The 23,030-nt window shown below is 64.8% G+C and carries 24 protein-coding genes and 1 pseudogene; 16 read left to right on the top strand and 9 right to left on the bottom strand.

Features of this window, described 5'->3' with window-relative positions; genetic code table 11:
• From NCR35_RS17635 to NCR35_RS17615, 5 genes are all read left to right on the top strand, one after another.
• Window positions 1-576: a HutD/Ves family protein gene (locus NCR35_RS17635; RefSeq protein ID WP_250535373.1), complete on the top strand. Its 576-nt coding sequence runs from the start codon at window positions 1-3 to the stop codon at window positions 574-576.
• Window positions 573-1,952, top strand: a complete 1,380-nt coding sequence (locus NCR35_RS17630; RefSeq protein WP_250535372.1) for a formimidoylglutamate deiminase — start codon at window positions 573-575, stop codon at window positions 1,950-1,952. The genes NCR35_RS17635 and NCR35_RS17630 overlap by 4 nt, the downstream gene beginning before the upstream one ends.
• 24 nt (window positions 1,953-1,976) lie before the next feature.
• A complete protein-coding gene (gene hutG / locus NCR35_RS17625; RefSeq protein WP_250535371.1) occupies window positions 1,977-2,789 on the top strand; it encodes an N-formylglutamate deformylase in 813 nt (270 codons plus the stop codon).
• Between the two features lie 195 nt (window positions 2,790-2,984).
• Window positions 2,985-3,302 carry a DUF4148 domain-containing protein gene (locus NCR35_RS17620; RefSeq protein WP_250535471.1) on the top strand — a complete coding sequence of 106 codons (318 nt, stop codon included), beginning with the start codon at window positions 2,985-2,987 and terminating at the stop codon, window positions 3,300-3,302.
• Between the two features lie 201 nt (window positions 3,303-3,503).
• A complete protein-coding gene (locus NCR35_RS17615) occupies window positions 3,504-4,274 on the top strand; it encodes a CDP-diacylglycerol diphosphatase (protein ID WP_250535370.1) in 771 nt (256 codons plus the stop codon).
• 28 nt (window positions 4,275-4,302) lie between these two features.
• Here the strand turns inward: NCR35_RS17615 and NCR35_RS17610 are convergent, their stop codons facing one another.
• The gene (locus NCR35_RS17610; protein ID WP_175941218.1) at window positions 4,303-4,722 is read right to left on the bottom strand and encodes a secondary thiamine-phosphate synthase enzyme YjbQ; all 420 of its coding nucleotides are present in this window, start codon (window positions 4,720-4,722) and stop codon (window positions 4,303-4,305) included.
• Window positions 4,723-4,823: 101 nt separating this feature from the next.
• Here NCR35_RS17610 and NCR35_RS17605 point away from each other — a divergent pair, with 101 nt between their 5' ends.
• The 3 genes from NCR35_RS17605 to NCR35_RS17595 are packed head-to-tail and all read left to right on the top strand — an operon-like array spanning window position 4,824 to window position 7,513.
• Window positions 4,824-5,351 (top strand): BON domain-containing protein, encoded by a 528-nt coding sequence (locus NCR35_RS17605; protein WP_250535369.1) that lies wholly within the window; start codon window positions 4,824-4,826, stop codon window positions 5,349-5,351.
• On the top strand, window positions 5,348-6,727 hold the full coding sequence (locus NCR35_RS17600; RefSeq protein WP_250535368.1) for an NfeD family protein: 1,380 nt from the start codon (window positions 5,348-5,350) through the stop codon (window positions 6,725-6,727). The genes NCR35_RS17605 and NCR35_RS17600 overlap by 4 nt, the downstream gene beginning before the upstream one ends.
• A gap of 15 nt (window positions 6,728-6,742) precedes the next feature.
• Complete coding sequence (locus NCR35_RS17595) at window positions 6,743-7,513, top strand: slipin family protein (RefSeq protein ID WP_250535367.1); 771 nt, start codon at window positions 6,743-6,745, stop codon at window positions 7,511-7,513.
• Here the strand turns inward: NCR35_RS17595 and NCR35_RS17590 are convergent.
• Together NCR35_RS17590 and aptA are read right to left on the bottom strand one after the other, a co-directional pair.
• Window positions 7,510-8,046, bottom strand: coding sequence for a carboxymuconolactone decarboxylase family protein (locus NCR35_RS17590; protein WP_250535366.1), 537 nt, complete (start codon window positions 8,044-8,046; stop codon window positions 7,510-7,512). The two genes, NCR35_RS17595 and NCR35_RS17590, sit on opposite strands and share 4 nt — an antisense overlap.
• A gap of 114 nt (window positions 8,047-8,160) precedes the next feature.
• Window positions 8,161-9,489, bottom strand: coding sequence for an omega-aminotransferase AptA (aptA, locus tag NCR35_RS17585; RefSeq protein WP_250535365.1), 1,329 nt, complete (start codon window positions 9,487-9,489; stop codon window positions 8,161-8,163).
• 151 nt (window positions 9,490-9,640) lie between these two features.
• On the opposite strand from aptA, the gene NCR35_RS17580 reads away from it, so the two are divergent.
• Window positions 9,641-11,047, top strand: coding sequence for an aminotransferase-like domain-containing protein (locus NCR35_RS17580; RefSeq protein ID WP_250535364.1), 1,407 nt, complete (start codon window positions 9,641-9,643; stop codon window positions 11,045-11,047).
• Between the two features lie 3 nt (window positions 11,048-11,050).
• On the opposite strand, the gene NCR35_RS17575 is transcribed toward NCR35_RS17580, so the two are convergent.
• The 4 genes from NCR35_RS17575 to NCR35_RS17560 all read right to left on the bottom strand — a co-directional run bounded on the left by NCR35_RS17575 (window position 11,051) and on the right by NCR35_RS17560 (window position 13,341).
• Window positions 11,051-11,359, bottom strand: a complete 309-nt coding sequence (locus NCR35_RS17575; protein WP_250535363.1) for a hypothetical protein — start codon at window positions 11,357-11,359, stop codon at window positions 11,051-11,053.
• Between the two features lie 199 nt (window positions 11,360-11,558).
• Window positions 11,559-12,338, bottom strand: a complete 780-nt coding sequence (locus tag NCR35_RS17570; protein ID WP_250535362.1) for an ABC transporter substrate-binding protein — start codon at window positions 12,336-12,338, stop codon at window positions 11,559-11,561.
• A 142-nt stretch (window positions 12,339-12,480) separates the two neighbouring features.
• Entirely contained in the window at window positions 12,481-12,885 is a 405-nt protein-coding gene (locus tag NCR35_RS17565) for an Hsp20/alpha crystallin family protein (protein ID WP_250535361.1), read from the bottom strand.
• A 21-nt stretch (window positions 12,886-12,906) separates the two neighbouring features.
• Window positions 12,907-13,341 (bottom strand): Hsp20/alpha crystallin family protein, encoded by a 435-nt coding sequence (locus NCR35_RS17560; protein ID WP_244849988.1) that lies wholly within the window; start codon window positions 13,339-13,341, stop codon window positions 12,907-12,909.
• A gap of 275 nt (window positions 13,342-13,616) precedes the next feature.
• Here NCR35_RS17560 and NCR35_RS17555 point away from each other — a divergent pair, with 275 nt between their 5' ends.
• The 3 genes from NCR35_RS17555 (at window position 13,617) to NCR35_RS17545 (ending at window position 16,250) form a co-directional block, all read left to right on the top strand.
• Window positions 13,617-14,600: a 2-dehydropantoate 2-reductase gene (locus NCR35_RS17555; RefSeq protein ID WP_250535360.1), complete on the top strand. Its 984-nt coding sequence runs from the start codon at window positions 13,617-13,619 to the stop codon at window positions 14,598-14,600.
• Between the two features lie 40 nt (window positions 14,601-14,640).
• Entirely contained in the window at window positions 14,641-15,006 is a 366-nt protein-coding gene (locus tag NCR35_RS17550; RefSeq protein WP_250535359.1) for a nucleotide pyrophosphohydrolase, read from the top strand.
• Window positions 15,007-15,077: 71 nt separating this feature from the next.
• Complete coding sequence (locus tag NCR35_RS17545; RefSeq protein ID WP_250535358.1) at window positions 15,078-16,250, top strand: acyl-CoA dehydrogenase family protein; 1,173 nt, start codon at window positions 15,078-15,080, stop codon at window positions 16,248-16,250.
• A 46-nt stretch (window positions 16,251-16,296) separates the two neighbouring features.
• On the opposite strand, the gene NCR35_RS17540 is transcribed toward NCR35_RS17545, so the two are convergent.
• The gene (locus tag NCR35_RS17540) at window positions 16,297-16,542 is read right to left on the bottom strand and encodes a DUF4148 domain-containing protein (RefSeq protein ID WP_250535357.1); all 246 of its coding nucleotides are present in this window, start codon (window positions 16,540-16,542) and stop codon (window positions 16,297-16,299) included.
• A gap of 355 nt (window positions 16,543-16,897) precedes the next feature.
• On the opposite strand from NCR35_RS17540, the gene NCR35_RS17535 reads away from it, so the two are divergent.
• Window positions 16,898-17,137, top strand: coding sequence for a hypothetical protein (locus NCR35_RS17535; protein ID WP_250535356.1), 240 nt, complete (start codon window positions 16,898-16,900; stop codon window positions 17,135-17,137).
• A gap of 108 nt (window positions 17,138-17,245) precedes the next feature.
• On the opposite strand, the gene NCR35_RS17530 is transcribed toward NCR35_RS17535, so the two are convergent.
• Complete coding sequence (locus tag NCR35_RS17530) at window positions 17,246-17,455, bottom strand: DUF1059 domain-containing protein (protein WP_250535355.1); 210 nt, start codon at window positions 17,453-17,455, stop codon at window positions 17,246-17,248.
• Window positions 17,456-17,556: 101 nt separating this feature from the next.
• On the opposite strand from NCR35_RS17530, the gene NCR35_RS17525 reads away from it, so the two are divergent.
• The 3 genes and pseudogenes from NCR35_RS17525 to NCR35_RS17515 all read left to right on the top strand — a co-directional run.
• A complete protein-coding gene (locus NCR35_RS17525) occupies window positions 17,557-17,991 on the top strand; it encodes a DUF3293 domain-containing protein (protein ID WP_250535354.1) in 435 nt (144 codons plus the stop codon).
• Window positions 17,992-19,108: 1,117 nt separating this feature from the next.
• Entirely contained in the window at window positions 19,109-21,154 is a 2,046-nt protein-coding gene (locus NCR35_RS17520) for a two-partner secretion domain-containing protein (protein WP_350029214.1), read from the top strand.
• A pseudogene (locus tag NCR35_RS17515) lies at window positions 21,043-22,620 on the top strand (ShlB/FhaC/HecB family hemolysin secretion/activation protein); the annotation flags it as partial. The gene NCR35_RS17520 and the pseudogene NCR35_RS17515, both read left to right, overlap by 112 nt.
• Window positions 22,621-23,030 lie beyond the last annotated feature (410 nt).

Below are 23,030 nucleotides of genomic sequence, written 5' to 3'. Positions count from 1 at the left end.
GTGACGATCATTCCTGCGGCTTCGCTCATCGCCGTGCCGTGGAAGAACGGCGGCGGCATCACGCGCGAGATCGCGGCGGGGCCGCCGGGCGCATCGCTCGATGCGTTCGCGTGGCGGCTGTCGGTCGCGGACGTGTCGTCGGATGGCGCGTTTTCGGCCTTTGCCGGCGTGGATCGCGCGCTCGTCCTGCTCGACGGCGCGGGCATGCTGCTCACTGAGGCGGGCGGCCGCGAGCATCGGCTCGACGAACCGCTCGCGATGGCGCGCTTCGCGGGCGAAACGCCGATCCACGCGAGTCTCATAGACGGGCCGACGCGCGACTTCAACGTGATGGTCCGACGGGACCGGGCGCGCATGTCCGTGTGCGTCGGGCGCGCCGGGCGTCATGAATTGGCGCAGGAGCACGACTTGACGTTCGTCTACTGCGCGAGCGGCAGCCTGAATATCGCATCCGCCGATGGAACGCGCGCAATGCTTTATCCCGGCGATACCGCGCGCATCGAGCGGACTTGCATCGTCGAAGCCGCGGGCGATGCCGCGTGGCTTTGTATCGGCATCGAGGAGACACGAGCTTGAATCTCTATTTCGCGGACCACGCGCGCTTGCCCGATGGCTGGCGGCGCAACGTGCGGATCGAGTGGAGCGACGACGGCGCGCTCACGCGCGTCGAGCCGGACAGCGCGGCTCCGGCAGGCGTCGAGCGGGCGAAAGGCCCGGTGTTGCCCGGCATGCCGAACCTGCATTCGCACGCGTTCCAGCGCGCGATGGCCGGGCTCACCGAATATCGCGCAAGCGCCGCCGATACCTTCTGGAGCTGGCGCGACCTGATGTACCGCTTCGCCGCGAAGATCGAGCCGCGCGCGTTGGCGGACATCGCGCATTGGCTCTACATCGAAATGCTGAAGGCGGGCTACACATCGGTCTGCGAATTCCACTACGTGCATCACGCGCAGGACGGCTCGCCGTATGCGAACCGTGCGGAACTGGCCGAGCGCGTGGTGGATGCGGCAGAGCGCGCGGGCATCGGCATCACGATGCTGCCGGTCCTCTATCAATACGGCGGCTTCGGCAAGACCGCGCCGCGCGACGATCAGCGCCGCTTCCTGCATACGCCCGAGAGCCTCCTCGACATGCTCGACACGCTAGCCCGTGCGCGGCCCGAGAACGGCGCGCGGCGTTACGGCGTCGCACCGCACTCGCTGCGCGCGGTCTCGGGCGAGTCGCTCGCGGCGCTGCTCGAAGGCTTCGACGCCCGCTTCGACCGCGCTCCGGTGCACATTCATATCGCCGAGCAGGTTGCCGAAGTCGATGCGTGCGTCGCCGCGACCGGCCAGCGGCCGGTGCAGTGGCTGCTGGATCGCTTCGACGTGGATGCGCGCTGGTGCCTCGTCCACGCCACGCATTTGGACGCGAGCGAATGCCGCGGCCTCGCTGACAGCCGCGCGGTCGCCGGCCTTTGCCTGACGACGGAGGCGAATCTCGGCGACGGCTTCTTCGCGGCGCGCGACTATCTGGATGCGGGCGGGCGCTTCGGCATCGGCTCCGATAGTCACGTGGGCGTCGACTGGCGCTCCGAGCTGCGACTACTCGAATATGGCCAGCGGCTGCTGCGTCGCGAGCGCAACGTGCTGGCGTCGGCGCGCGACACGCGCCCCGCCGACCGTCTCTTCGACGCCGCCCTCGACGGCGGCGCGAGCGCGACCGGGCGGCGCGTCGGTGCGCTCGCGGCGGGCATGCGCGCGGACTGGATCGTGCTGGACGAAGCGCATCCCGGCATCGGCGGACTTTCCTGCGACGCGTGGCTGTCCAGCGCAGTCTTCTGCGAGCATGGGCAGACGCCGGTGCGCGACGTGTTCGTCGGCGGCCGCAAGGTCGTCGCCGACCGCCGCCACGCCGGCGAAGAGCGGGCACTCGCGCGTTATCGCGCGGCGCTCGGCGAACTGCTCGCGTAACGTTCAACTCCCGGAGCCGCAGACATGGATACCGTTCACGATTGCTCCATCTACACGCTGGAACGCGGCACCGCGCCGCTTTTGATTTCGATTCCGCATCGCGGCACGCGCATTCCGGAGGCGCTCGTCGAAGAGATGACGCCGGTGGCGCTGCGCGTCGACGATTGCGACTGGCATCTGGAGCGGCTGTATGCGTTCGCGCGCGAGTTGGGCGCGTCGATCCTGCTGCCGGAATATGCGCGCTACGTGATCGACCTGAACCGCCCGCCCGACGACGCGAATCTGTACCCCGGCCGCGACACGACGGGTCTCTGTCCGGTCGATACGTTCGAGAAAGAGCCGCTTTACCGGCCCGGGCACGCGCCGTCGCGCGAGCAGATCGAAGCGCGTCGCGCGCTGTACTGGCAGCCGTATCACGACGCGCTCGCCGGCGAACTCGCCGCGCTGCGCGAAGCGCACGGCCGCGTGCTGTTGTGGGAAGCGCATTCCATCCGCTCGGTCGTGCCGCGTTTCTTCGAAGGCCGCTTGCCCGACTTCAACTTCGGCACGGCAGACGGTGCGTCGGCGGCGCCGGGGCTTGCCGAGCGGCTGGCGGAGGTCGTATCGCGTGACGGGCGTTACACCAGCGTCGCCAATGGGCGTTTCAAGGGCGGCTACATCACGCGGCGCTATGGCGAGCCGGCGCGCGGCATCCACGCCGTGCAACTGGAACTGACGCAGGTGACGTATATGGAAGAAACGTCGCCCTATGCCTACGACGACACCCGCGCCAGCGCCGTCCAGCCGCTGCTGCGCGAGTTGATGAGCGTCGCGCTCGAACACGTCGCGGCGCGGTGACGGCGGGAGCGGTCATCAGCTTCGATTCGTGCCTGGATTATTGCTCGTTGAACAAAGATCTTTCATGAGAATCGGGGTTTCCCCTAGGTCCTTGACCTCCTAAACTTCTTTGCAAGCGAAAGGAAATCAGAAAACGCTTAAAAAGCTCTCCGATTTCCAGTCGATTTCAAAACAAGATTATTGGAGGTCATCATGATCAAGTCTTTCGTTCCGGCTCTCGTCCTCGCTTCGGCTCTGGCCGCTCCGACTTTCGCCTTCGCGCAAAACAATGCGCCCGTGACGCGCGCTCAGGTTCGCGCCGAACTGGCTCAGTTGGAAAAGGCTGGCTACAACCCGTCGCAAGACCGCGTGAACTATCCGGAAAACCTGCAAGCCGCCCAGGCGCGCGTGAACGCCGAGCAAGGCGCGGTTGCAACGACGTCGTATGGCGCATCGACCGCTGGCAACACCCAGTCGGGCGCGCGTGCAGCGGTCACGATGTCGGATCGCAACTCGGTCTACTTCGGCCACTAAGCCGGAGTCTGTGATCCCGCAGCGGATGGCACGCGGCGGGCAGCAGGAGCAGGGCAGTCGTAGTAAAGAAAGCGCCCGCCGCGTTATCGCAGCCGGCGCTTTTTGCTGTGCGGTCGGCACGCGCGAGGCCGCCGCAGCGGAGTTTCATGCGGCTGAAAGCATAATCCGGCACGCTAGGGTCTCCGTCCCGGATCATTGCCGATGCACATCTTCACGAAGTGTCTCCTCGCCAGCGCCGCTGTCGCGCTGGGCCTCGCGTGTTCGCCCGCGCGCGCGGCCAATTCCGATGCGCTCTGGCAGATCGTCCATGACCGCTGCGTCCCCGCCGCCGACGGCGCGCGCATCGAGCAGCCGTGCGCCGAGGTGAACGTCGCAGGCGGCTATGCGGTGCTCAAGGACATCGTCGGCGTCGCGCAATATCTGCTGATTCCGACCGCGCGCGTGAGCGGCATCGAAAGTCCGGCGCTACTGGAACCGGACGCGCCGAACTACTGGCGCGATGCGTGGAACGCGCGCCATTACGTCGAGGACGCGCTGCGCCGCCGCTTGCCGCGCGACGAGATGTCGCTCGCGGTCAATTCAGCGAGCGGACGCACGCAGAATCAATTGCATATCCATATCGACTGCCTCGCGGATGACGTGGCAGAGGCGCTGCGCGAAGCGGGGCCGGGCATCCGCACGCATTGGACGCCGCTGCCCGTGCGCCTTCGTGGACACAGGTATCGCGCGCTGCGCATCGACGACGCGGATTTGTCGCGCACCGATCCGTTCAGGCTGCTGGCCGCCACCGTCGCGCAGGAAGGCGGTTCCATGGGCGATCAGACTTTGCTGCTCGTGGGCGCCGAGCGCAGCGACGGCGCGCCCGCGTTCTTTCTGCTCAACGATCACGTCGGTCCCGGCAATCTCGCGTCGTCGGAAGAATTGCAGGATCACACCTGCGCGCTGGCCGGACGGACCATCATCAAACCGTGACCGCGCCGGATCTCTCTGAAGCCCGCGGTCACTCGCCGATCAGATGCAACACGAGTTCACGGTGATGCGGCGCGGCCCGATGCTCGAACACATAGATGCCCTGCCACGTGCCGAGCACCATGCGGCCGGCTTCGACCGGAATCGAAAGCTGCACGGTGGTAAGCGCGGTGCGCAGGTGCGCGGGCATGTCGTCGGGGCCTTCGGCGTCGTGGATATAGCGGCCGGGCGCTTCCGGCGCGACCGATTCGAAATACCGTTCGAGGTCCGCGCGCACGTCCGGGTCGGCGTTTTCCTGAATCAGCAGCGACGCCGACGTATGACGGCAGAACACCGTCAGCAGACCCGTGCGGATATCCTGCAGGTCGATCCAGCGGTCGATGTCGCGCGTGACTTCGTGCAGGCCGCGCGAGCCGGTGGCGAGCGTCAGATGGTGAAGTGCCTGTTTCATGTCGTTTTGAATCCGAGGAAAAGTGCGGGTTCCAGTGTAACGGCTGGTTCGCGCGATGATGGTCTATGCTTGGCGCGTGCCGTTCACACGATCGGACGATCATGCGCAAACCGAAGACCACCGCGCTGCTCGGAGTACTGCTGGCACTGCACGCGCTGGCCGTCCACGCCGACACGCTCGCCAATCGCGGCAACGACCCGTTTCTGCACGTATCGAACGCCATCGCCGATTGCCCCGCGCCGCGCGGCCCGTTCGAAACGGAAGCCGAATGGCTCGCTGAAGCGCACTATCGCATCGAGCGCGGCAACAGTTGCTGGATCGCGGGCCGCTGCCGTCTGCCGAACAGTTACGACTACGACCGCGAGATCGCCGAAAGCGTCACGCGCCGTCTGAACGCGCTGAACGCATCGCTTCAATGGCGCGACAAGACGAGCCTGTGGCTCACGCTGCAGCGCCGCTTCGTCTACGTGGACGGCTGCGTCTCGCCGGACTTCGACCGCGCGCGGTTCGTGGCGGGCTTGAGCGAGACGGCGGACGTCGAGAAGATCATCGACCGCACGACGGTTCTATCGCCTAAGCTGAAAGCGAGACCCTGCGCGACGCCGGCCTCGGCCGGCGATTGCCGATGATGAGAACGATACCCGCTGACCGGCTCCTGCCGTTCGTCCAACGCCTCTTGCTAGTGCTGGCGTTCGCCGTGTTCCCGCTTCACGCGGAAGCTGCCGCGCCCGTCGTCGTGATTCCGCTGACCGGCGCGGTCGGCCCGGCGAGCGCGGATTTCGTCGTGCGGTCGCTTGCGCGCGCCGCAGACGAGCGCGCGCAACTCGCCGTCCTCCGGATTGACACGCCCGGCGGCCTCGATCTCTCGATGCGCGCCATCATTCAGGCGATCCTCGCTTCGCCGGTGCCGGTCGCGGCGTACATCGCGCCGAGCGGCGCGCGTGCGGCAAGCGCGGGCACGTATATCGTGTACGCCGCGCATATCGCCGCGATGGCGCCCGGCACGAATCTCGGCGCGGCCACGCCGATCCAGCTTGGCGCCGGTGGAGCGGAGCGCGCGGCGTCGGGCGCGTCGGGCGCGGCGGAAGGGGCATCGACCGAAACGCGCAAGCAGGTCCACGACGCCGCCGCGTATATCCGCGGCCTCGCGCAACTGCGCGGGCGCAACGCGCAGTGGGCCGAACGCGCGGTGCGCGAGGCCGTCGCGCTCTCGGCCAACGAGGCGCTTGCGCAGAAGGTGATCGACCTCACCGCGACCGACATTCCCGATCTGCTTGCCAAACTCGACGGCCGCCGCGTGCGCACGGCGCAGGGCGAGCGCGTGCTGGCGACGCGCGAGGCGAGCGTCGTCGCGTTCCAGCCCGACTGGCGCAGCCGCTTTCTCGCGGCGATCACGGACCCGAGCGTCGCGCTGATACTGATGATGATCGGCATGTACGGCCTCTTCTTCGAGTTCGCGAATCCCGGTTACGTGCTGCCGGGCGTCGCGGGCGCCATTTGCCTGCTCGTCGGCCTGTTCGCGCTGCAATTGCTGCCGGTGAGCTACGTGGGCCTCGGCTTGCTGATGCTCGGCATCGGCTGTCTCGTCGCGGAGGCGTTCTTGCCGACGTTCGGCACGCTCGGCATCGGCGGCATCGTCGCGTTCGCCATCGGCGCGCTGATGCTCGTGGATACCGACGTGCCCGGCTTCGGCGTTCCACCGGGCCTTGTGGCGGCGCTCGCGCTGTTTTCGGCGGTCTTCGTGTTCGCGGTGTCGGGGCTCGCGTTGAAGGCGCGCAGGCGGCCCGTCGTCAGCGGCGGCGAGGCCATGCTCGGCAGCATCGGCGTGATGCTGGAGGGCGGCGAAGGCGTCGGCTGGGCGCGCGTGCAGGGCGAACGCTGGCGCGTGCAGCCGGCATCGGCCGCTGCTTTGCCGGGGCAGGGCGCGCGCGTGCGCGTGACCGCGCGCGACGGACTCACGCTGACCGTCGAGCCGTTCGACGAATCACATCACCATGCAGCTTGAACGAGGCTAGAAAACATGGGGCTGACTTTTGGTTTCGGCGGCATCGTCCTCGCGCTCGTCGTTTTTCTGCTCGCGTCGGCGGTGCGCATTTTTCGCGAGTACGAGCGCGGCGTCGTGTTCATGCTCGGGCGCTTCTGGAAGGTGAAAGGGCCGGGGCTCGTGCTCATCATTCCGGTCGTGCAGCAGGTCGTGCGCATGGACCTGCGCACGGTCGTCTTCGACGTGCCGCCGCAGGACGTCATCACGCGCGACAACGTCTCGGTGAAGGTAAACGCGGTCGTCTACTTTCGCGTGGTCGATCCGGAAAAAGCCGTGATTCAGGTCGCGCGCTATTTCGACGCGACGAGCCAGCTCTCGCAGACGACGCTGCGCGCGATTCTCGGCAAGCACGAACTGGATGAATTGCTGTCCGAGCGCGAGCGCCTGAACAGCGACATCCAGCGCGTGCTCGACGCGCAGACGGACGTGTGGGGCATCAAGGTGTCGAACGTCGAGATCAAGGACGTCGATATCAACGAGACGATGATTCGCGCGATCGCCCGCCAGGCCGAAGCCGAGCGCGAGCGTCGCGCGAAGATCATTCATGCGGAAGGCGAATTGCAGGCATCGGAAAAGCTGTTGCAGGCCGCGCAGATGCTCGCCCAGGCGCCGCAGGCGATGCAGCTGCGCTATCTGCAAACGCTGACGACGATCGCCGGCGACAAGAATTCGACGATTGTGTTTCCGGTCCCGGTCGATCTGGTCAGCGCGGTGATCGACCGGTTCACGAAGTCCTCGAACCCTTAGACGAGCGCGGGAAAGTCGAGCGTCGTGTCGTTCACGCGGTTGACGAGATTCGTGAAGTTGATGACGCTCATCGCGAACAGCGCGTCGATGACTTGCGCCTCGCTATAGCCTGCTTCTCGCACATCGGCGAGCACGCGGGCATCCACCGTGCCGCGCGAATCCGCCACTTGCCGCACGAAGCGCACGAGGGCATCGCGCTTCGCATTGCCGGTCGCGTCGCCCGCGCGGATCTGCTGCGTCTCGGCTTGCGTGAGCCCGACCATCTTGCCGACGACCGTATGCGCAGCGGCACAGTAATCGCAACCCGCCAGTTCGCTGACGGCGAGCTTGATGGCTTCGGCATCGGCCTTGTCGAGACTGCTCTTCGCGAGCACGGCATCGTTCGATAGCGCCGCGCCGAGCGCCGCCGGGCTATGCGTGCCGATGGTGGCATACGCGTTCGGCACGCGGCCCGCGGCCTTCTTGATGGCGCTGAAGAGTTCGGCGGTCTTGCCGGTGGCTTCGTTGACGTTGACTTGGGAAAGACGTGACATGGTGTGCTCCGGTTCGTTGGTGAGCCATCTGAATGGCTTGAGTCAACTGTAGGCCGGAGCAGCGCCGCCGTGAATGCGCGCGCGTCTCAACGAAACGCGCGATCGTCTCATCTTCTATTGCACCGTCGCGAGCACTTCTCTCACCGTCGTGAAGATACGGTCGATCTGATCGTCTTCGATGATGAGCGGCGGCGAGAACGCCAGCGTATCGCCGGTATAGCGCACGAGCACGCCTGCCTCGAAGCACTTGACGAACGCTTCGTAGGCGCGCGCGCCGGGCGCGCCGTCGCGCGGTTCGAGTTCGATGCCCGCGACGAGCCCGAGATTGCGAATGTCCTTCACGTGCGGCGCGTCGCGCAGCGCATGCGCCGCGCTTTCGAACGCCGGAGACTTGGATGCCGCGCGGTCGAACAGCTTGTCGCGCACGTAGAGGTCGAGCGTAGCGATGGCCGCAGCCGTCGCGGCCGGATGCGCCGAGTACGTGTAGCCGTGAAAGAGTTCGATGGCATTGGCCGCGCCCGCATCGATGATCGTGTCGTGCACCGTGCGCTGCGCCGCGACCGCGCCCATCGGAATGGACGCGTTGTTGATCGCCTTCGCCATGGTGATGAGGTCGGGCGTCACGCCGAAGAACTCGCTGGCCGTCGCCTTGCCGAGACGCCCGAAGCCGGTGATGACCTCATCGAAAATCAGCAGAATGCCGTGCTTCGTGCAGATTTCGCGCAGCTTCTGCAAGTAGCCTTGCGGCGGAATCAGCACGCCGGTGGAGCCCGCTACCGGTTCGACGATCACCGCCGCGATCGTCGATGCATCGTGCAGCGCGACGATGCGCTCCAGTTCGTCCGCGAGATGCGCGCCCCACGCCGGCTGGCCTTTCGAGAACGCGTTGTGCGCGAGATCGTGCGTATGCGGCAGATGATCGACCGAAGGCAGCAGTGCGCCCGAGAACGTCTTGCGGTTCGGCGCGATGCCGCCGACCGAAATGCCGCCGAAGCCCACGCCGTGATAGCCGCGCTCGCGTCCGATCAGCCGCGTGCGCTGGCCTTCGCCGCGCGCGCGGTGGTAGGCGATGGCGATCTTGAGCGCCGTGTCGACCGACTCCGAGCCCGAGTTCGTGAAGAAGATCCGGTCGAGGCCGTCGGGCATCAGTCCGGCCACTTTCGTCGCGGCTTCGAACGCTAGCGGGTGAGCCATCTGGAACGTCGGCGCGAAATCCAGCGTGCCGAGCGCCTTCTGCACGGCCTCGACGATTTCCTCGCGGCAATGACCGGCGTTCACGCACCACAGCCCCGCGCAGGCGTCGAGCACTTCGCGGCCGTCGGTCGACCGGTAGTACATGCCTTTGGCGCTTTCCAGAAGCCGCGGCGCGGCCTTGAACTGGCGATTCGCGGTGAAGGGCATCCAGAAAGACGACAGGTCGTCGATGACGGGGCGGGCGTTCATGGCTAGGTCTCTCCTCGAAAGAACGGTCACTGTATGTCGACGCAATTTTGCGCGGCATAGACAGTTGCTTCACCGCGCTGCCAACTGTGCTGGCAAAATGGGGCGAACTGTGCTGGCAGACCTTGGCTGATTACCTTGGCCGATTGAACCGATGATCGAACTCAACCTGGAACGCGGCTCGCGGCAGGCGCCGACGCTCGTCGAGCAACTCGTGCGCGCGTTTTCATCCGCCATCGAGTCGGACACGTTGCGCGCGGGCGCGCTGTTGCCTTCGGTGCGGCGTCTTGCCGAAACCGAGCGCCTGAGCACGTTCACCGTGACCGAAGCGTACGGCAGGCTCGTGTCGATGGGCCTAGTCACCGCGCGGCGCGGCTCGGGGTATCGCGTGGCCGTGCGCGGGCCGCGCGCGCGGGCCCGCTCGGTCGAATGGCAGCCGCCGAGCCTCACGGCGACATGGCTGCTTTCCGATGTCTTCGCGGACCATTCGGTGCCGATCAAATCGGGCTGCGGCTGGCTGCCGAACGAATGGGTCAACGAAAGCGGGCTGCACCACGCGCTGCGCGCGGTGAGCCGCGTGCCGGCGGCGCGCATCGCGGATTACGGGCATCCGTACGGCTTCGCGCCGCTGCGCGAGCGCATTGCCGAGCAACTGGACCGTCACGGCTTGCCGGTCGATGCCACACCCAACGTGCTGTTGACGAGCGGCGCGACGCAGGCGCTCGATCTGATCGTGCGCACGTTGCTGCGTCCCGGCGATGCCGTGGTCGTCGAAGATCCCGGCTACTGCAATCTGCTGCAGATTCTCAGGCTTGCCGGCCTGAACGTGCATGGCGTGCCGCGCACCGTCGCGGGTATCGACACCGACGTCTTCGAGCGCATCGTGACGGAGCATCGTCCGAAGGCCGTCTTTCTCAACACGACGCTGCAGAATCCGACCGGCGCGACGTTCAGCATGGCGTCGGCGTTCCGCCTGATGCAGATCGCGGAGCGGCATGGCCTGTGGGTCGTGGAAGACGATGTGAACCGCGAGCTCGCGCCGCCCGGCGCGCCGTTGCTCGCGGCGCTGGAAGGATTGAGCCGCGTCGTGTATGTCGGCGGCTTCGCCAAGACGATCACGCCGTCGCTGCGCTGCGGCTATGTCGTCGCCGAGCGCGACGTGCTGCGCGAACTGGCGCGCACGAAGATGGCGGTGGGCCTCACGTCGTCGGAGGCGACGGAGCGCATCGTCGAGAAGGTGCTGACGGAAGGGCGCTATGCGCGGCACGTCGAATTCGTGATCGACAAGCTGAAGGACGCGCATGCGGTCGTCGAGCAGCGCATGGATGCGCTCGGCGCCACGTTGTTCCGCCGTCCGCGTGCGGGTCTTTTCGTGTGGGCGGAGTTGCCGATCGATCCATCGCATGCGAGCGATGTCGCGACGCGCGCGCTCGAACACGGCATCTGGCTCGCGCCGGGTTCGTATTTCCGGCCCGGCGATGCACCGAGCGCGTGCTTTCGCTTCAACGTGCCGTATTCGCTCGACGACGCGCTGTGGACTTTTCTCGGCAAGTCGCTTTAGCGGCTACAGAGCGGCGCGCGGACTCGCGCTCAGTCGATGCAGATGCGTGCGCGGCCGCGCTGCGCTCTTGCGTCCCCGCGATGCCGCGAGGTGCGCCTGCAAGCGCTCGCACACGTCTTTTCTGCGCACGGGGTTGAGCGGATCGCACAGACGAATGGTGAGTGTGGCGGCGCGTGCGTGCAGCGGCACCAGCGTGTCCGGCTCCGGCGCTTCCCAGAGCACGACGGTATGCGTGCCGTCCGACACTTGCACGATCTGAAAGTGCGCGAGATCAACCTTGCCGAGCTCGTGAGGTTCGATCGAATGATGCATGATGCCCCCGGAAACAGTCTCTCTGTGCGTTGCCGGGCATGCAAACACTATGCCGATGCTTCGACCACGCAGATTCCCAGCGTGCCGGCGGGCGACGTGTAATTTTCAGCATGACGTGCGTGAAAAAAAGCCATCGGCGCGCCAACGCATGTGTTGCCGCGAGGCCTACCGCGCGCTCGCGCCGACTGCTTTCTTATGCTTATTCGCCGTAGATATCGAAGTCGAAGTACTTCTGCTCGATGCGCTTGTATGTGCCGTCCTTGATCATCGCGGCGATCGCGCCGTCGAGCTTCTCTTTCAGATCGGTGTCTTCCTTGCGAAGGCCGATTGCGGTGCCGGGGCCGAAGATCGCGCTGTCTTCGAGAGCCGGGCCGGCGAAAGCGAACGGCTTGCCGCGCGGCGTGTCGAGAAAGCCGCGTTCGGCTTGCACCGCGTTTTGCAGCGATGCGTCGAGACGGCCGGCGAGCAGGTCGGCATAGACCTGATCCTGATCCGCATACGATACGACCGTCACGCCTTTGGCGCCCCAATGCGCCTTCGCGTAGCTCTCCTGCATGGAGCCTTGTTCGACGCCGACCGATTTGCCCGCAAGCGATTCCGCCGTCGGCTGAATCTTCGAGTCGCGCTTCGCGACCAGCCGCGTCGGCACATGAAAGAGCTTGCTGGAGAATGCGATCTGCTTGACGCGCGCCGGCGTCATCGACATGGTGGAGAGCACGCCGTCGAATTTGCGCGCCTTGAGGCCGGGAATCATGCCGTCGAAGGCGTTTTCGATCCATACACACTTTGCGTCGAGACGGCGGCACAGTTCGTTGCCGACATCGATATCGAAGCCGACGAGCTGGCCGTCGGGCGCTTTCGATTCGAAGGGCGGATAACTGGCATCGACGCCGAACCGGATCGTGGACCAGTCTTTCGCATGCGCGCCGATGGACACGGCCAGCATGGAACTCAACAACACCTTCAACAGCGTCTTCACGTTCGTCTCTTCCTAGCGATGAGTTTGAATAGTTCTCGGACTGCCGCGGAAGATTATAGAGGCGTTAAGCATGCGCTAAAAAAACGGCCGCGAAATTCGCGGCCATTCGGTTGAAGCATTGCGTTGCTGCTAAAGATTCGCTTTAGCTCGCGCGCACTTCGATACGACGCGGACGCGCTTCTTCACGGCGCGGAATCGTGAGCTTGAGCACGCCGTTCGTCAGATTCGCGTCGATCTTCGTGGTGTCGAAGTCGTCGCTGACGGTGAAGGCGCGAGCGAAACGCGGCGCGCGCACTTCAGCGTGATGCACGCGCAAGCCGGCTTGCGCGGTGACCACCGCTTCGGCTTCGATATAGAGCCGCGCGTCATGCACTTTCACGTCCAGCTTTTCGCGCGGCACGCCGGGCAGGTCGGCCCAAAGCGTGATGCCATGGCTGTCTTCGACGATATCGACCGCGGGCGTGATGCTCGCGCGGCGCGCGGTGTCTTCGTTCTTGCGCGTCACGTCGCCTTCGTTGCGCTGCGTCAGTTGAGTGGTGTCGTTCATCGTGAGCTCCCGAATGCTGGATTACTGAATGGTGATGGCGCGGGGCTTGGACGCTTCGCGCTTGCCGACTGTGATGGACAGCGTGCCGTTCTCGTAGCGCGCCTGCACCTTGTCGGTGTCCGCGTTCTGCGGCAGTTCGATCACGCGGCGGAAGCTGCCGGTGAAGCGCTCTTTCGCATAAGTGCGCGCGCCTTCGGTCAGCGTTTCGGCCTTCCGCTCGCCGCTGATCGTGAGCGTGCCTTTGTCCACGGTCACATCGAGCGATGCGGGATCCACGCCCGGCGCAAACGCGACGATCTCGACGGCCTCGTCCGTGCTGCCGATATTCAATTGCGGGAAGACATCCGCGCGGCTCGTCCGGATGCTCGACGGCAGGTTGCCGAACAGCGTCGACATTTGCCGCTGCATGCGATCCAGTTCCGCGAACACGTCGCCGCCAAAGTAGAAGTCACTCATGATTCAGTCTCCGAAAATGCGGCCGCATCCAGGCCGGCACAGTGCGTTGATCCTTGTGGGCAGGGCGGTCGAGCGTCGCTGCCCTCGGATCGAAAAATAGGTGCGGAGAGGCTCTTTTCAATAAGCCGGACTGCATTTTCAAGCGCATTTTTTATTCGTCCGGCGACTCTTGAAATGCGTTTTGCGACTCATAGATTGGACCGTTTGAGCGTCACCCGCGGATGAATTCAATCCGCTCTTACAATGGGCGACCAACCAGTGGCGGGGACGACAAGATGAAGGTATGCATTTACGGCGCGGGCGCAATCGGCGGATGGATGGGCGTGAGGCTCGCGCAAGCGGGCTGCGATGTCAGCGTGGTCGCGCGCGGCGCGACGCTGGATGCGCTCACCACGCGCGGCCTGCAACTCGTCGAGAAGGACGCGACGCATACGGCGCCGGTCCGCGCGAGCGATGCGCCCGAAGCACTCGGGGAACAAGACCTGGTTGTGGTCGCCGTCAAGGCGCCGGCGATGGCGTCCGTGGCCGCGCACATCGCGCCGTTACTGGGCGCGCGGACCACGGTGCTCACCGCCATGAACGGCGTGCCGTGGTGGTTTTGCGAGGGCTTAGGCGATGCGTTCGCCGGCAAGCGACTCTCCTCGGTCGACCCGCACGGCACGATTGCCGCCGCGATACCGAGCGCGCAGACGGTCGGTTGCGTCGTTCACGCGAGTTGCTTCGTAGAAGCGCCGGGCGTCATCCGGCACCATCAGGGCAACGGGCTGATTCTGGGCGAGGCGACCGGCAAGCCGAGCGCGCGCGTCGATTCGCTCGTATCGCTTTTTGCGCGGGCGGGCTTCGACGCGTCCGCTTCGCCGCACATTCAGCGCGACGTGTGGTTCAAGCTGTGGGGCAACATGACGATGAACCCGATCAGCGCCATCACCGGCGCCACCACCGACCGCATTCTCGGCGACGATCTCGTGCGTGGCTTCGTCACGCGCATCATGCTGGAGGCGAAGGAGATCGGCGCGCGCTTCGGCATTCCCATCGAGCAGGAGCCGGCGGACCGGCATGCCGTCACGGCGAAACTGGGCGCGATGAAGACGTCGATGCTGCAGGACGTCGAAGCGCGCAAGGCCGTCGAACTGGATGCGCTCGTCGCGTCGGTGCGCGAACTTGGCGCGATGACCGGCGTGCCGACGCCATTCACCGACGCGCTGCTCGGCCTCGCGCGCCTGCATGCGCGCACGCTGGGCCTTTATCCGGCGCAATGACCGATGAGTAATGAGCAATGAGCAATGAGTCGAGGACGTGATGGAAGGATCTCGGAGTGAACTCGTCGCCATGCGCGACATGCTGCGCGAGTTTGTGCACGAACGTGACTGGCGCCGCTTTCATGCGCCGAAGAATCTCGCGGCGGCGCTGAGCGTGGAGGCGAGCGAGTTGCTGGAGCCCTTCACGTGGCTTCAGACGGGCGACAGGGCCGAACTCGACGACGCGAAGCTCCGCGCCATTCGTCACGAGATGGCCGACGTGCTCGCTTATCTCGTGATGCTTGCCGACGCGCTCGATGTGGATCTGCATCAGGCGTTGCTGGAAAAGATGGCGCTCAATCGCGCGAAGTATCCGGCGCACAAGGTCCGCGGCGACGCGCGCAAATACAGCGAATACGATGAATGACGCAATGCCTGAATGACGAAAGCGGCGCGCACGATTAAGCTCGCATGCTCCACTAACGACCGAGGATGCCGATGGATTTTTCGCTTTCGCCGGAATTGACCGAATTGCAGGCGCGGGTGCGCGCGTTCATCGCCGATGAAATCGTGCCGATGGAGCGCGATCCGCGCTGCACGCCGCACGGGCCGAACGAAGAGCTACGCGCCGAACTGATCGCGAAGGGCCGCAAGGCGGGTTTGCTGTCGAGCCACATCTCACCGGAGTTCGGCGGGCTCGGGCTCGGTCATGTCGCGAAGGCGATTCTGTTCGAGGAAGCGGGCTATTCGCCGCTCGGCCCCGTCGCGCTGAATATCGCGGCACCCGACGAGGGCAACATGCATCTGCTCGAAGCCATCGCGACGCCCGAGCAGAAGGAACGCTGGCTGCGTCCGCTCGCGGCGGGCGAGATCCGCTCGTGCTTCTGCATGACCGAGCCGTCGCCCGGCGCCGGCGCGGACCCGGCGATGCTCCAGACCACCGCCACGCGCGACGGCGACGAGTACGTGATTCACGGCCGCAAGTGGTTCATCACGGGCGCCGAGGGCGCGTCAGTCGCGATCATCATGGCGAAGTTCGCGGACGGCCCGGCCACGATGTTTCTCGCGGACATGTCGAGTCCCGGCATCGTCATCGAACGGGCGATGGATTCGCTCGACACGTGCTTTCCCGGCGGCCACGGCGTCGTGCGTTTCGACGGCCTGCGCGTGCCGGCGTCGAACGTGCTGGGCGAACCAGGCGAAGGCTTCCGTTATGCGCAGGTGCGTTTGTCGCCCGCGCGTCTCACGCACTGCATGCGCTGGCTCGGTGCGGCCCGCCGCGCGCATGACGTCGCGAGCGACTATGCGCGGCAGCGTCAGGCGTTCGGCAAGGCGCTAGGCGAGCACGAAGGCGTCGGCTTCATGCTGGCGGACAACGAGATGGACCTGCACGTCACGCGCCTGGCCATCTGGCATTGCGCGTGGGTGCTGGATCAGGGCGTGCTCGGCAAGCACGAGTCGAGCATCGCGAAGGTCGTTTCGTCGGAGGCGCTGTGGCGCGTCGTCGATCGTTGCGTGCAGGTGCTGGGCGGGCAGGGCGTCACACACGAGACGGTCGTCGCGCGCATCTTCGCGGACATGCGCGCGTTCCGAATCTACGACGGCCCGTCCGAAGTGCATCGCTGGAGCATCGCGCGGCGCATCTTGCGCGGCCCGAAGCCGGCTGCCTGAGCCGGCTGCATGAGCCGGCTGCATGAGCGCGGTTACGCGCGCCGCTTCAGTGCGTCGTGGGCGGCGCGTCGGCTCGTCGCTGCGCCACGATGCGGCCCGCGCCCATGGCATTGTCCGGATAATTGATCCAGTCGTTCGGATCGTAGCCGGCAGCGATCCACGCGTGCAGTTCGTAACGCACCTGCGCGCGTGTCTTGGGCGCGGAAGGATCGTCGGCGAGCGGCTGCGCGAATGCAGACGCGGCCCAGCACGCAGCGAGCGCGCCGAGCATGATTCGGGAAGTAGCGTTCATGAGTCCCTCCTACGCCGCTGATGACGGCTTACTCATTCTAGGACACAACGCCGAATGTCACCGGCGCGCGCTAACGTGACAGTCCGATGACTTCTGCAAGGAAAGGATCGCTTCCATTCGCCTTTCGTCGACGAGGCGTCGTCTCGCGAACACACGATCGGGGAAAGCCCGTGTTGCAATGCAACATGTGATTGAGTATGCTGTCTTAAGCGGGTGCTCAAGCCCCTCGTTAGAGTAACAGTGCCCTGAACGATTTCCGCGTACGGGCAACGCAAAGAGAAGCGCCCGACATCAAGGGCGTTCGTCTAGGCAAGGCAGCAAGCCTTACGGACGTCAACTTGAAGGAGCCGCATGTATGGATCTGACCGGACCGTCGAAGCCCACGCTGCATATCTTCCACCAGGAAGGCGGGTGGCATTGGGGCATCACCGTAGAGCGCGCCGCAGGCGGCGGCATGAAGGTGGTCGCCTATAGCGACGAGGGCTTCGATTCCGAGGACGAAGCCCGCGAGGACGGCGAACACGTGCTGCGCTCGGAAGACTGGCGTTCGCGTCAACGATTCAGCCGCAGCGAGCGGCGCACCGGCTGCCCGTAAGCTAGCGGCAGCATCGCTGCTTTCCGCGTCTTCTCCTATCAAACGACAAAGCTCTACCGCCTAGCGCGCCAAGAAACGCTAGCTGGCGGAAATCAACTGCCTCACGTCCTATGCGGACGGCCTTTCGAGCGGCGGCGTGCCCTCGTGAAAGAACTTCCTCAGTTCCGCTCTCAGTTCCGGCGAATCTTCGTGCTGATGCATGCTCACCGCATGTTGCACGGCGGCTTGCATCAATTCGCCTTCGGAGTCGGCCGCCAGTGCGATCGTGCAGTTGCTGTCGCTCGAGCACTCGCGGCAATCGATGTACATGCGTGTCATGGCGTCCTCCTGGCATGAAGGCGCTGACTTCAGTATAGGCGGTCGTCCACGCTGCGAGGGCAATTTGCGCGCGCCTGCGCAGTCGGGTAACGTCGATGCTCATGAACGCTCCATCGCTTACCGATGCAACGCTTGCAGCGTACCGCGCCGCAATCTACCGTATATACGGCGAGCCGCCGATCGATATGATGATTGGCGCGAAGAACGCCGCCGTCGCCGCGCTGTTGGCCGGTCACGGCGTTGCGAGCGCAGTATTCGTGACCGCGTTCAATCCGTTCGGCTGCGAACTGAGCGCCGAAGAGAACGCCGCGCGGCAGCAGACACTCGCAGCGCACATTGCGCAAGCAGGCTGGATGGCGCTATCAGGCGAAGGCTTGGATCCGAACAACGTATGGCGCGCCGAAGCGAGTCTGTTCGTGCTCGGCGCGACTGAACTGGACGCCGACGATTTCATGCTGGCGTTTGAACAGAACGCCGTCGTGGTCGTGCACAGCGATGGGCTACCGCAACTGCGGGTGCATCCGCGATATACGTAAACGAATAGAGCGCTCCCATGCCGTTCGACTTGGCGCAGGGAAGGACGTCGCGCATCGTGCGGCGTTCGCCGTTTGGGCGGGACATCAACGGTCTAATGTCCGTGCTCTCGCCAATCGCGCAGGCTGATGCGGGGCGGGTCGCTCGCCCTTGACGCTACGTTCGCGACTATGCAAGCGCAGTGTTTGCTGGCTACGGATGGCAGGGCTTCCGGTAAATACCCCAGAGGCGACCAAGAGACGGATTCGCACTGAACCGACAGCTCGTCGCTCGGCTGTGCGTCGCTCAATGCCGAGTAGGATGCATTCGCCGGGCGAGGCGTGATCCTCAACGGGCCCGGCTCGGCGAAGGTCGTGATCAGCAGAGTCGCACACTAACGCGGAGGGCATGCGTTCCATCGGAAACACGACGCGGGCCGGGAAACAACCGACAGCTGCGGCTCACTCGAGGCTTCTCCAACAGCGATTCCCGGAAGTGCACGCGGCGGCAGAGTCCGTGGCTGCATCTATCAGAGCATGGATGCGCCGCACCACAACGCGCGAAATACTACGGACTGCAAATAATATAGTCGTCGCGACGGCGAGCGATGAGATCGGCGCGCTGGCGTGCTGCTCAACACAGACAACATCTCGGCGGCACGACGATTCAAAGCGCGCGCCAACCGGCACGTCGGCCTGATGGTGGGGCTCGTCGGAATCGCGGGCCGAGCACGAACCGCGTTTTGGCTCGCTGTGGCGAGCGTGTGAAGCGGGCTAGCACATCTGCGTCCTCACCAACGTCGGGCGAAGCAAACGCATACGACGGCACGCCGCGCATATCGATTGCGTTGGCCGCCTGCACCTTGGTTGTCATAGGCGGGCATCGCGACCGCCTTCGGCTTCGCGAGCGCGCAGTTCCACCAACGCAGCATCACCCGTTGCATTCACGCAACTTAGCACGCGTTGCTGCCACAAATCCCACCTCCAAGCCTACGAAAGATCTCACGTGATCGAACGGCAGCAGCGCGAACGAATTCGGATTACTCCCATATTCCCCAACGCTGATCGCGGAAACACTCACGGCCTGTTTGCGGGTTGCCCTTAGCGCCTCCTGCACCGTAAAAAAGCGAAGCATCGAAGAATCAATAACGGGATTTACAAGCTGGTGTTTAGCCGCGTGCGGCACATGATGGTAGCGGTTGCGGATTTCGCCACGGGGCAGGGCGCGCAAGGCGGTAGCGCGACGCAACGCGGGTCGGTCGCATCGTCTCTGAACATCGGTTCGAGCCTTCCCATGCGTGCCGTGGCAATCGCCGCGATGTTGCTGTTGGGTACTGCCATGTCGGTATCGCACGCGCAGATCGTCGCAGCGCCCGGGTCGGCTGCGCAGGTGATTCAAACGCAGAATGGGCTGCAACAAGTCAACATCGCCAAGCCGTCTGCTGCCGGCGTTTCCCTTAACAATTATTCACAATTCGATATCCCGTCGAAGGGCGCGATTCTGAACAACTCGCCGACGCTCGTGCAGACGCAGCAGGCGGGTTACATCAATGGCAACCCGAATCTCTCGCCGGGGCAGTCGGCGGGGATCATCGTAAATCAGGTGCTGAGCAATTCGCCGTCGCAACTGAACGGCTATCTGGAAGTGGCCGGGCAGCGCGCGGAGGTCGTCGTCGCCAATCCGAATGGCCTCGTAGTCAACGGCGGCGGCTTCATCAACACCTCGCGCGCGATTCTGACGACCGGTACGCCGAACTTCGGCGCGAATGGCAGTCTCGCGGGCTTCAACGTCACCGGCGGCAATATCACCGTGCAGGGCGCTGGGCTGAATGCCACTAACGTCGATCAGGTCGATTTGCTGTCCCGTGCGATTCAGGTGAACGCCGCGATCTATGCCAACAACCTGAACGCAATTACCGGTTCGAATCAGATCGACCACAACACGCTGACGGCGACGCCCATCGCGGGCAATGGACCCGCGCCATCCGTTGCAATCGACGTGAGTGCGCTGGGCGGGATGTACGCCAACCGGATCTTTCTCGTATCGAATGAGTATGGCGTCGGGGTTTCGAACAAGGGCGTGCTGGCCGCGCAAGCGGGCGATCTGACGCTGCAATCCAACGGCCAGCTCGTGCTCGCCGGGACGACCAACGCGAGCGGCTCCATCAATGCGAGCGCCGCGCAGGGCATCAACAACAGCGGGACGACCTACGCGCAACAGAACGTCGTCGTCTCGACTTCAGGCACGCTAACGAACAGCGGCGTGCTTGCCGCGCAGAACAATACGTCGATCAACGCGGGCAGCGTCGCATCTACCGGCACGCTCGGCGCGGGCGTGAACAGCAACGGGTCGATCGCCGGTTCTGGCGACCTGAACGTGACGTCGAGCGGCGCGGTCTCCGCGACCGGGCGCAACGCGGCAGGCGGCAGCGGCGTTGTGCAAGGCACGTCGGTGAATCTCGCCAGAAGTTCGACCACGGCGAACGGCAATCTTGCGCTCACCGCGACGGCTGGCGACATCAACTTGTCGTCGGCGACCATGACAGCCGGCGGCAGCATCAACGCAAACGCCGCTGGGACGCTCGTGAACGACAACGGCGCGTTGAAGTCCGGCGCTGCACAGACGATCACGGCCGGCGCACTCTCGAACCGCAACGGGCAGATGATCTCGGGCGGCTCGCTGACCGCCAGCGTCGCGTCCGCGCTGCAAAACCAGGGCGGCACGGTTCAGGCGGCGGGCGCGCTCGGCGTGCAAGCGGGCAGTATCGACAATACTGCGGGCCACTTCGCGTCCCTGAACGCCGATGGCCTCAGCGTCACCACCTTCGAACTACTGAACAACGCGCAGGGCGGTACGATCGGCGGGAACGGCAACGTCGTCGTGCAGGCGGGGCAGATTGCCAATGCCGGGTCGATTACGGCGGTGCAAGACCTCGCCGCGACAGCCACGCAATCGCTCTCGAACGCGGGCACGCTGGCCGCGAACGGAAACGCGAGCGTTACGGCGGGCACGACGCTCACCGATGCAGGCGGCGCAATCTCGGCGGGCAAACTCGTGAACGTGAAAGCCGCCATCCGCAGCTGCCGCACGAGTCGCCATGCTTCCGCATCGACACCTTCGCGCTGGACGTGCCAACAACGCTGCCCGATGCTGTGCGCGCCAAAGGCGCGTCCGCCCTGCCGCTAGACCCGTTTGCCTTTGCGCGTGAATGGCTTGACCACTACAGGGGCCAATGCGTCGGCAAGGAGGGCGTGAACGTAGTGACCAAGGGATTGCAACAGGCGATTCTCAGTCGCGGCTACATCACGACTCGCGTGTTGCTGCCCGAGCAAGACCTGTCGAGCGGCGTGCTGAGGTTCGCGCTGGTGCCCGGCGTGATCCACGACGTGCGGTTCGCAGAGCCTTTGTCATGGGACACATGGAAGACCGCATTTCCAACAAGCCCCGGCGACATCCTCGACCTGCGCGATCTCGAACAAGGCGTCGAGCAGATGAAGCGCGTGGCATCGCAAGATGTCGACATGAAAATCGAGCCGACCAACGTACCGGGCGAGAGCGACGTCGTGCTGACGCTCAAGCGTGCGAAGCCGTGGTCGCTCGTCGCCTCGGTCGACAACTCGGGTAGCCGTGCAACGGGGAGGCTGCAAGGCAATATGAGTCTGGGCATCGACAATCCGCTCGGACTGAACGACATCTTCACTGTCGGCGCGAATCAAGACCTCGAGTTCGGCGACAAGGGCCTCGGCTCTCACGGTTTCAACGGCTCGTATTCGATCCCGTGGGGTTATTGGACGGCCACATTCTTCGGCATCACGAACACGTACTATCAGCAGATTGCGGGCGTGAACCAGACCTTCGTGTCGAGCGGCAACGCGCAGACGGCGGGCTTCAAGCTCGCGCGCGTGCTGCATCGCGGCCAGAACGATGTCTTTGGCGGCTACGCTCAGTTGTCGAAGCGCTTCGGCGCAAGTTTCATCGACGACACCGAGATCGTGCTTCAGCATCGCAACAACACGTTCTTCGAAACGGGGCTGACCGACCGGCATTACTTCGGCGGAGCGCAGTTCGACGGCTCACTCGCGTACCGGCAAGGCATTAACGATTTCGGCGCCACAGGAGACCCCTCGCAGCCGCCCGACCCCAACATCGCGCCGACGCCCGCAACGAAGCCGACGGGTCCGACATACCTGTTCCACATGGCCGTGCTCGATGCAAACCTGTCGGTACCATTCGCGATCGCATCGCAACCGCTTCGATATGTGACGACCTTCCACGGCCAATACACGAACGACACGTTGTTCTACATCGACGACCTAACCATTGGCAGCCGATACACCGTGCGAGGCTTCGATGGCGAGCAGATGGTGGCGGGCGAGAAGGGCTTCTATTGGCGTAACGAAATGCAAGCGCCGATTGGCAAGAGCGGGCAGACGCTATACGCGGGCATCGACTACGGCCACGTGTTCGGACCGAACACGGCCTTTCTCGCAGGAACGCAACTTGTCGGCGCGGTGATCGGTATTCGCGGTGGCTTGCCGTCGAAGTGCGCCGGCTTCAGCTACGACCTGTTCGCGGGCACGCCGCTGTACAAGCCGGCCACGTTGGATACGTCACGCGTCACGCTCGGCTTTCAGATGACCGCTCAGTTCTGAGGCTACAAAGATGCGTCATCCCTACCGTCGCCGCCAGCTTTAACGGTCAACGGCAGCGCCCGCCAAGAGCACCACCGACGGGCCGCTGTCCGACCCGACCCATAATCGGCCGCTGCCTTTGTCGTGCCCATGGGCAAACCAAGCGACGAAACCATAAGCGCCGAGAAAGCACGGCATGAGACGCCTGTTCGGGATTGGAAGGTGCTTCGAGCTTCCACGGTTCCAGTGGCTCCTGCGTGGTTGTGCGCAAGCGGCGCCGAAACGCGCCGCATGAGTTCGATACCGTACAGGGCGTCGCTACCCAAGCTGCACCCGCGCGCGGCGGAACGAGTAGAAAGCGCAAGCCGCAAGATTATCGAGGCACGTCGAGCGAACAGAGCGCCGCCCCCACGAACGCTTTTATGGATGCC

The sequence above is a fragment of the Caballeronia sp. AZ10_KS36 genome (genome assembly GCF_023631105.1).
Classification (GTDB): Bacteria; Pseudomonadota; Gammaproteobacteria; order Burkholderiales; family Burkholderiaceae; genus Caballeronia.
Note: the sequence above shows the minus strand (reverse complement) of the source record. Positions and strands in the feature narration are given on the sequence as shown.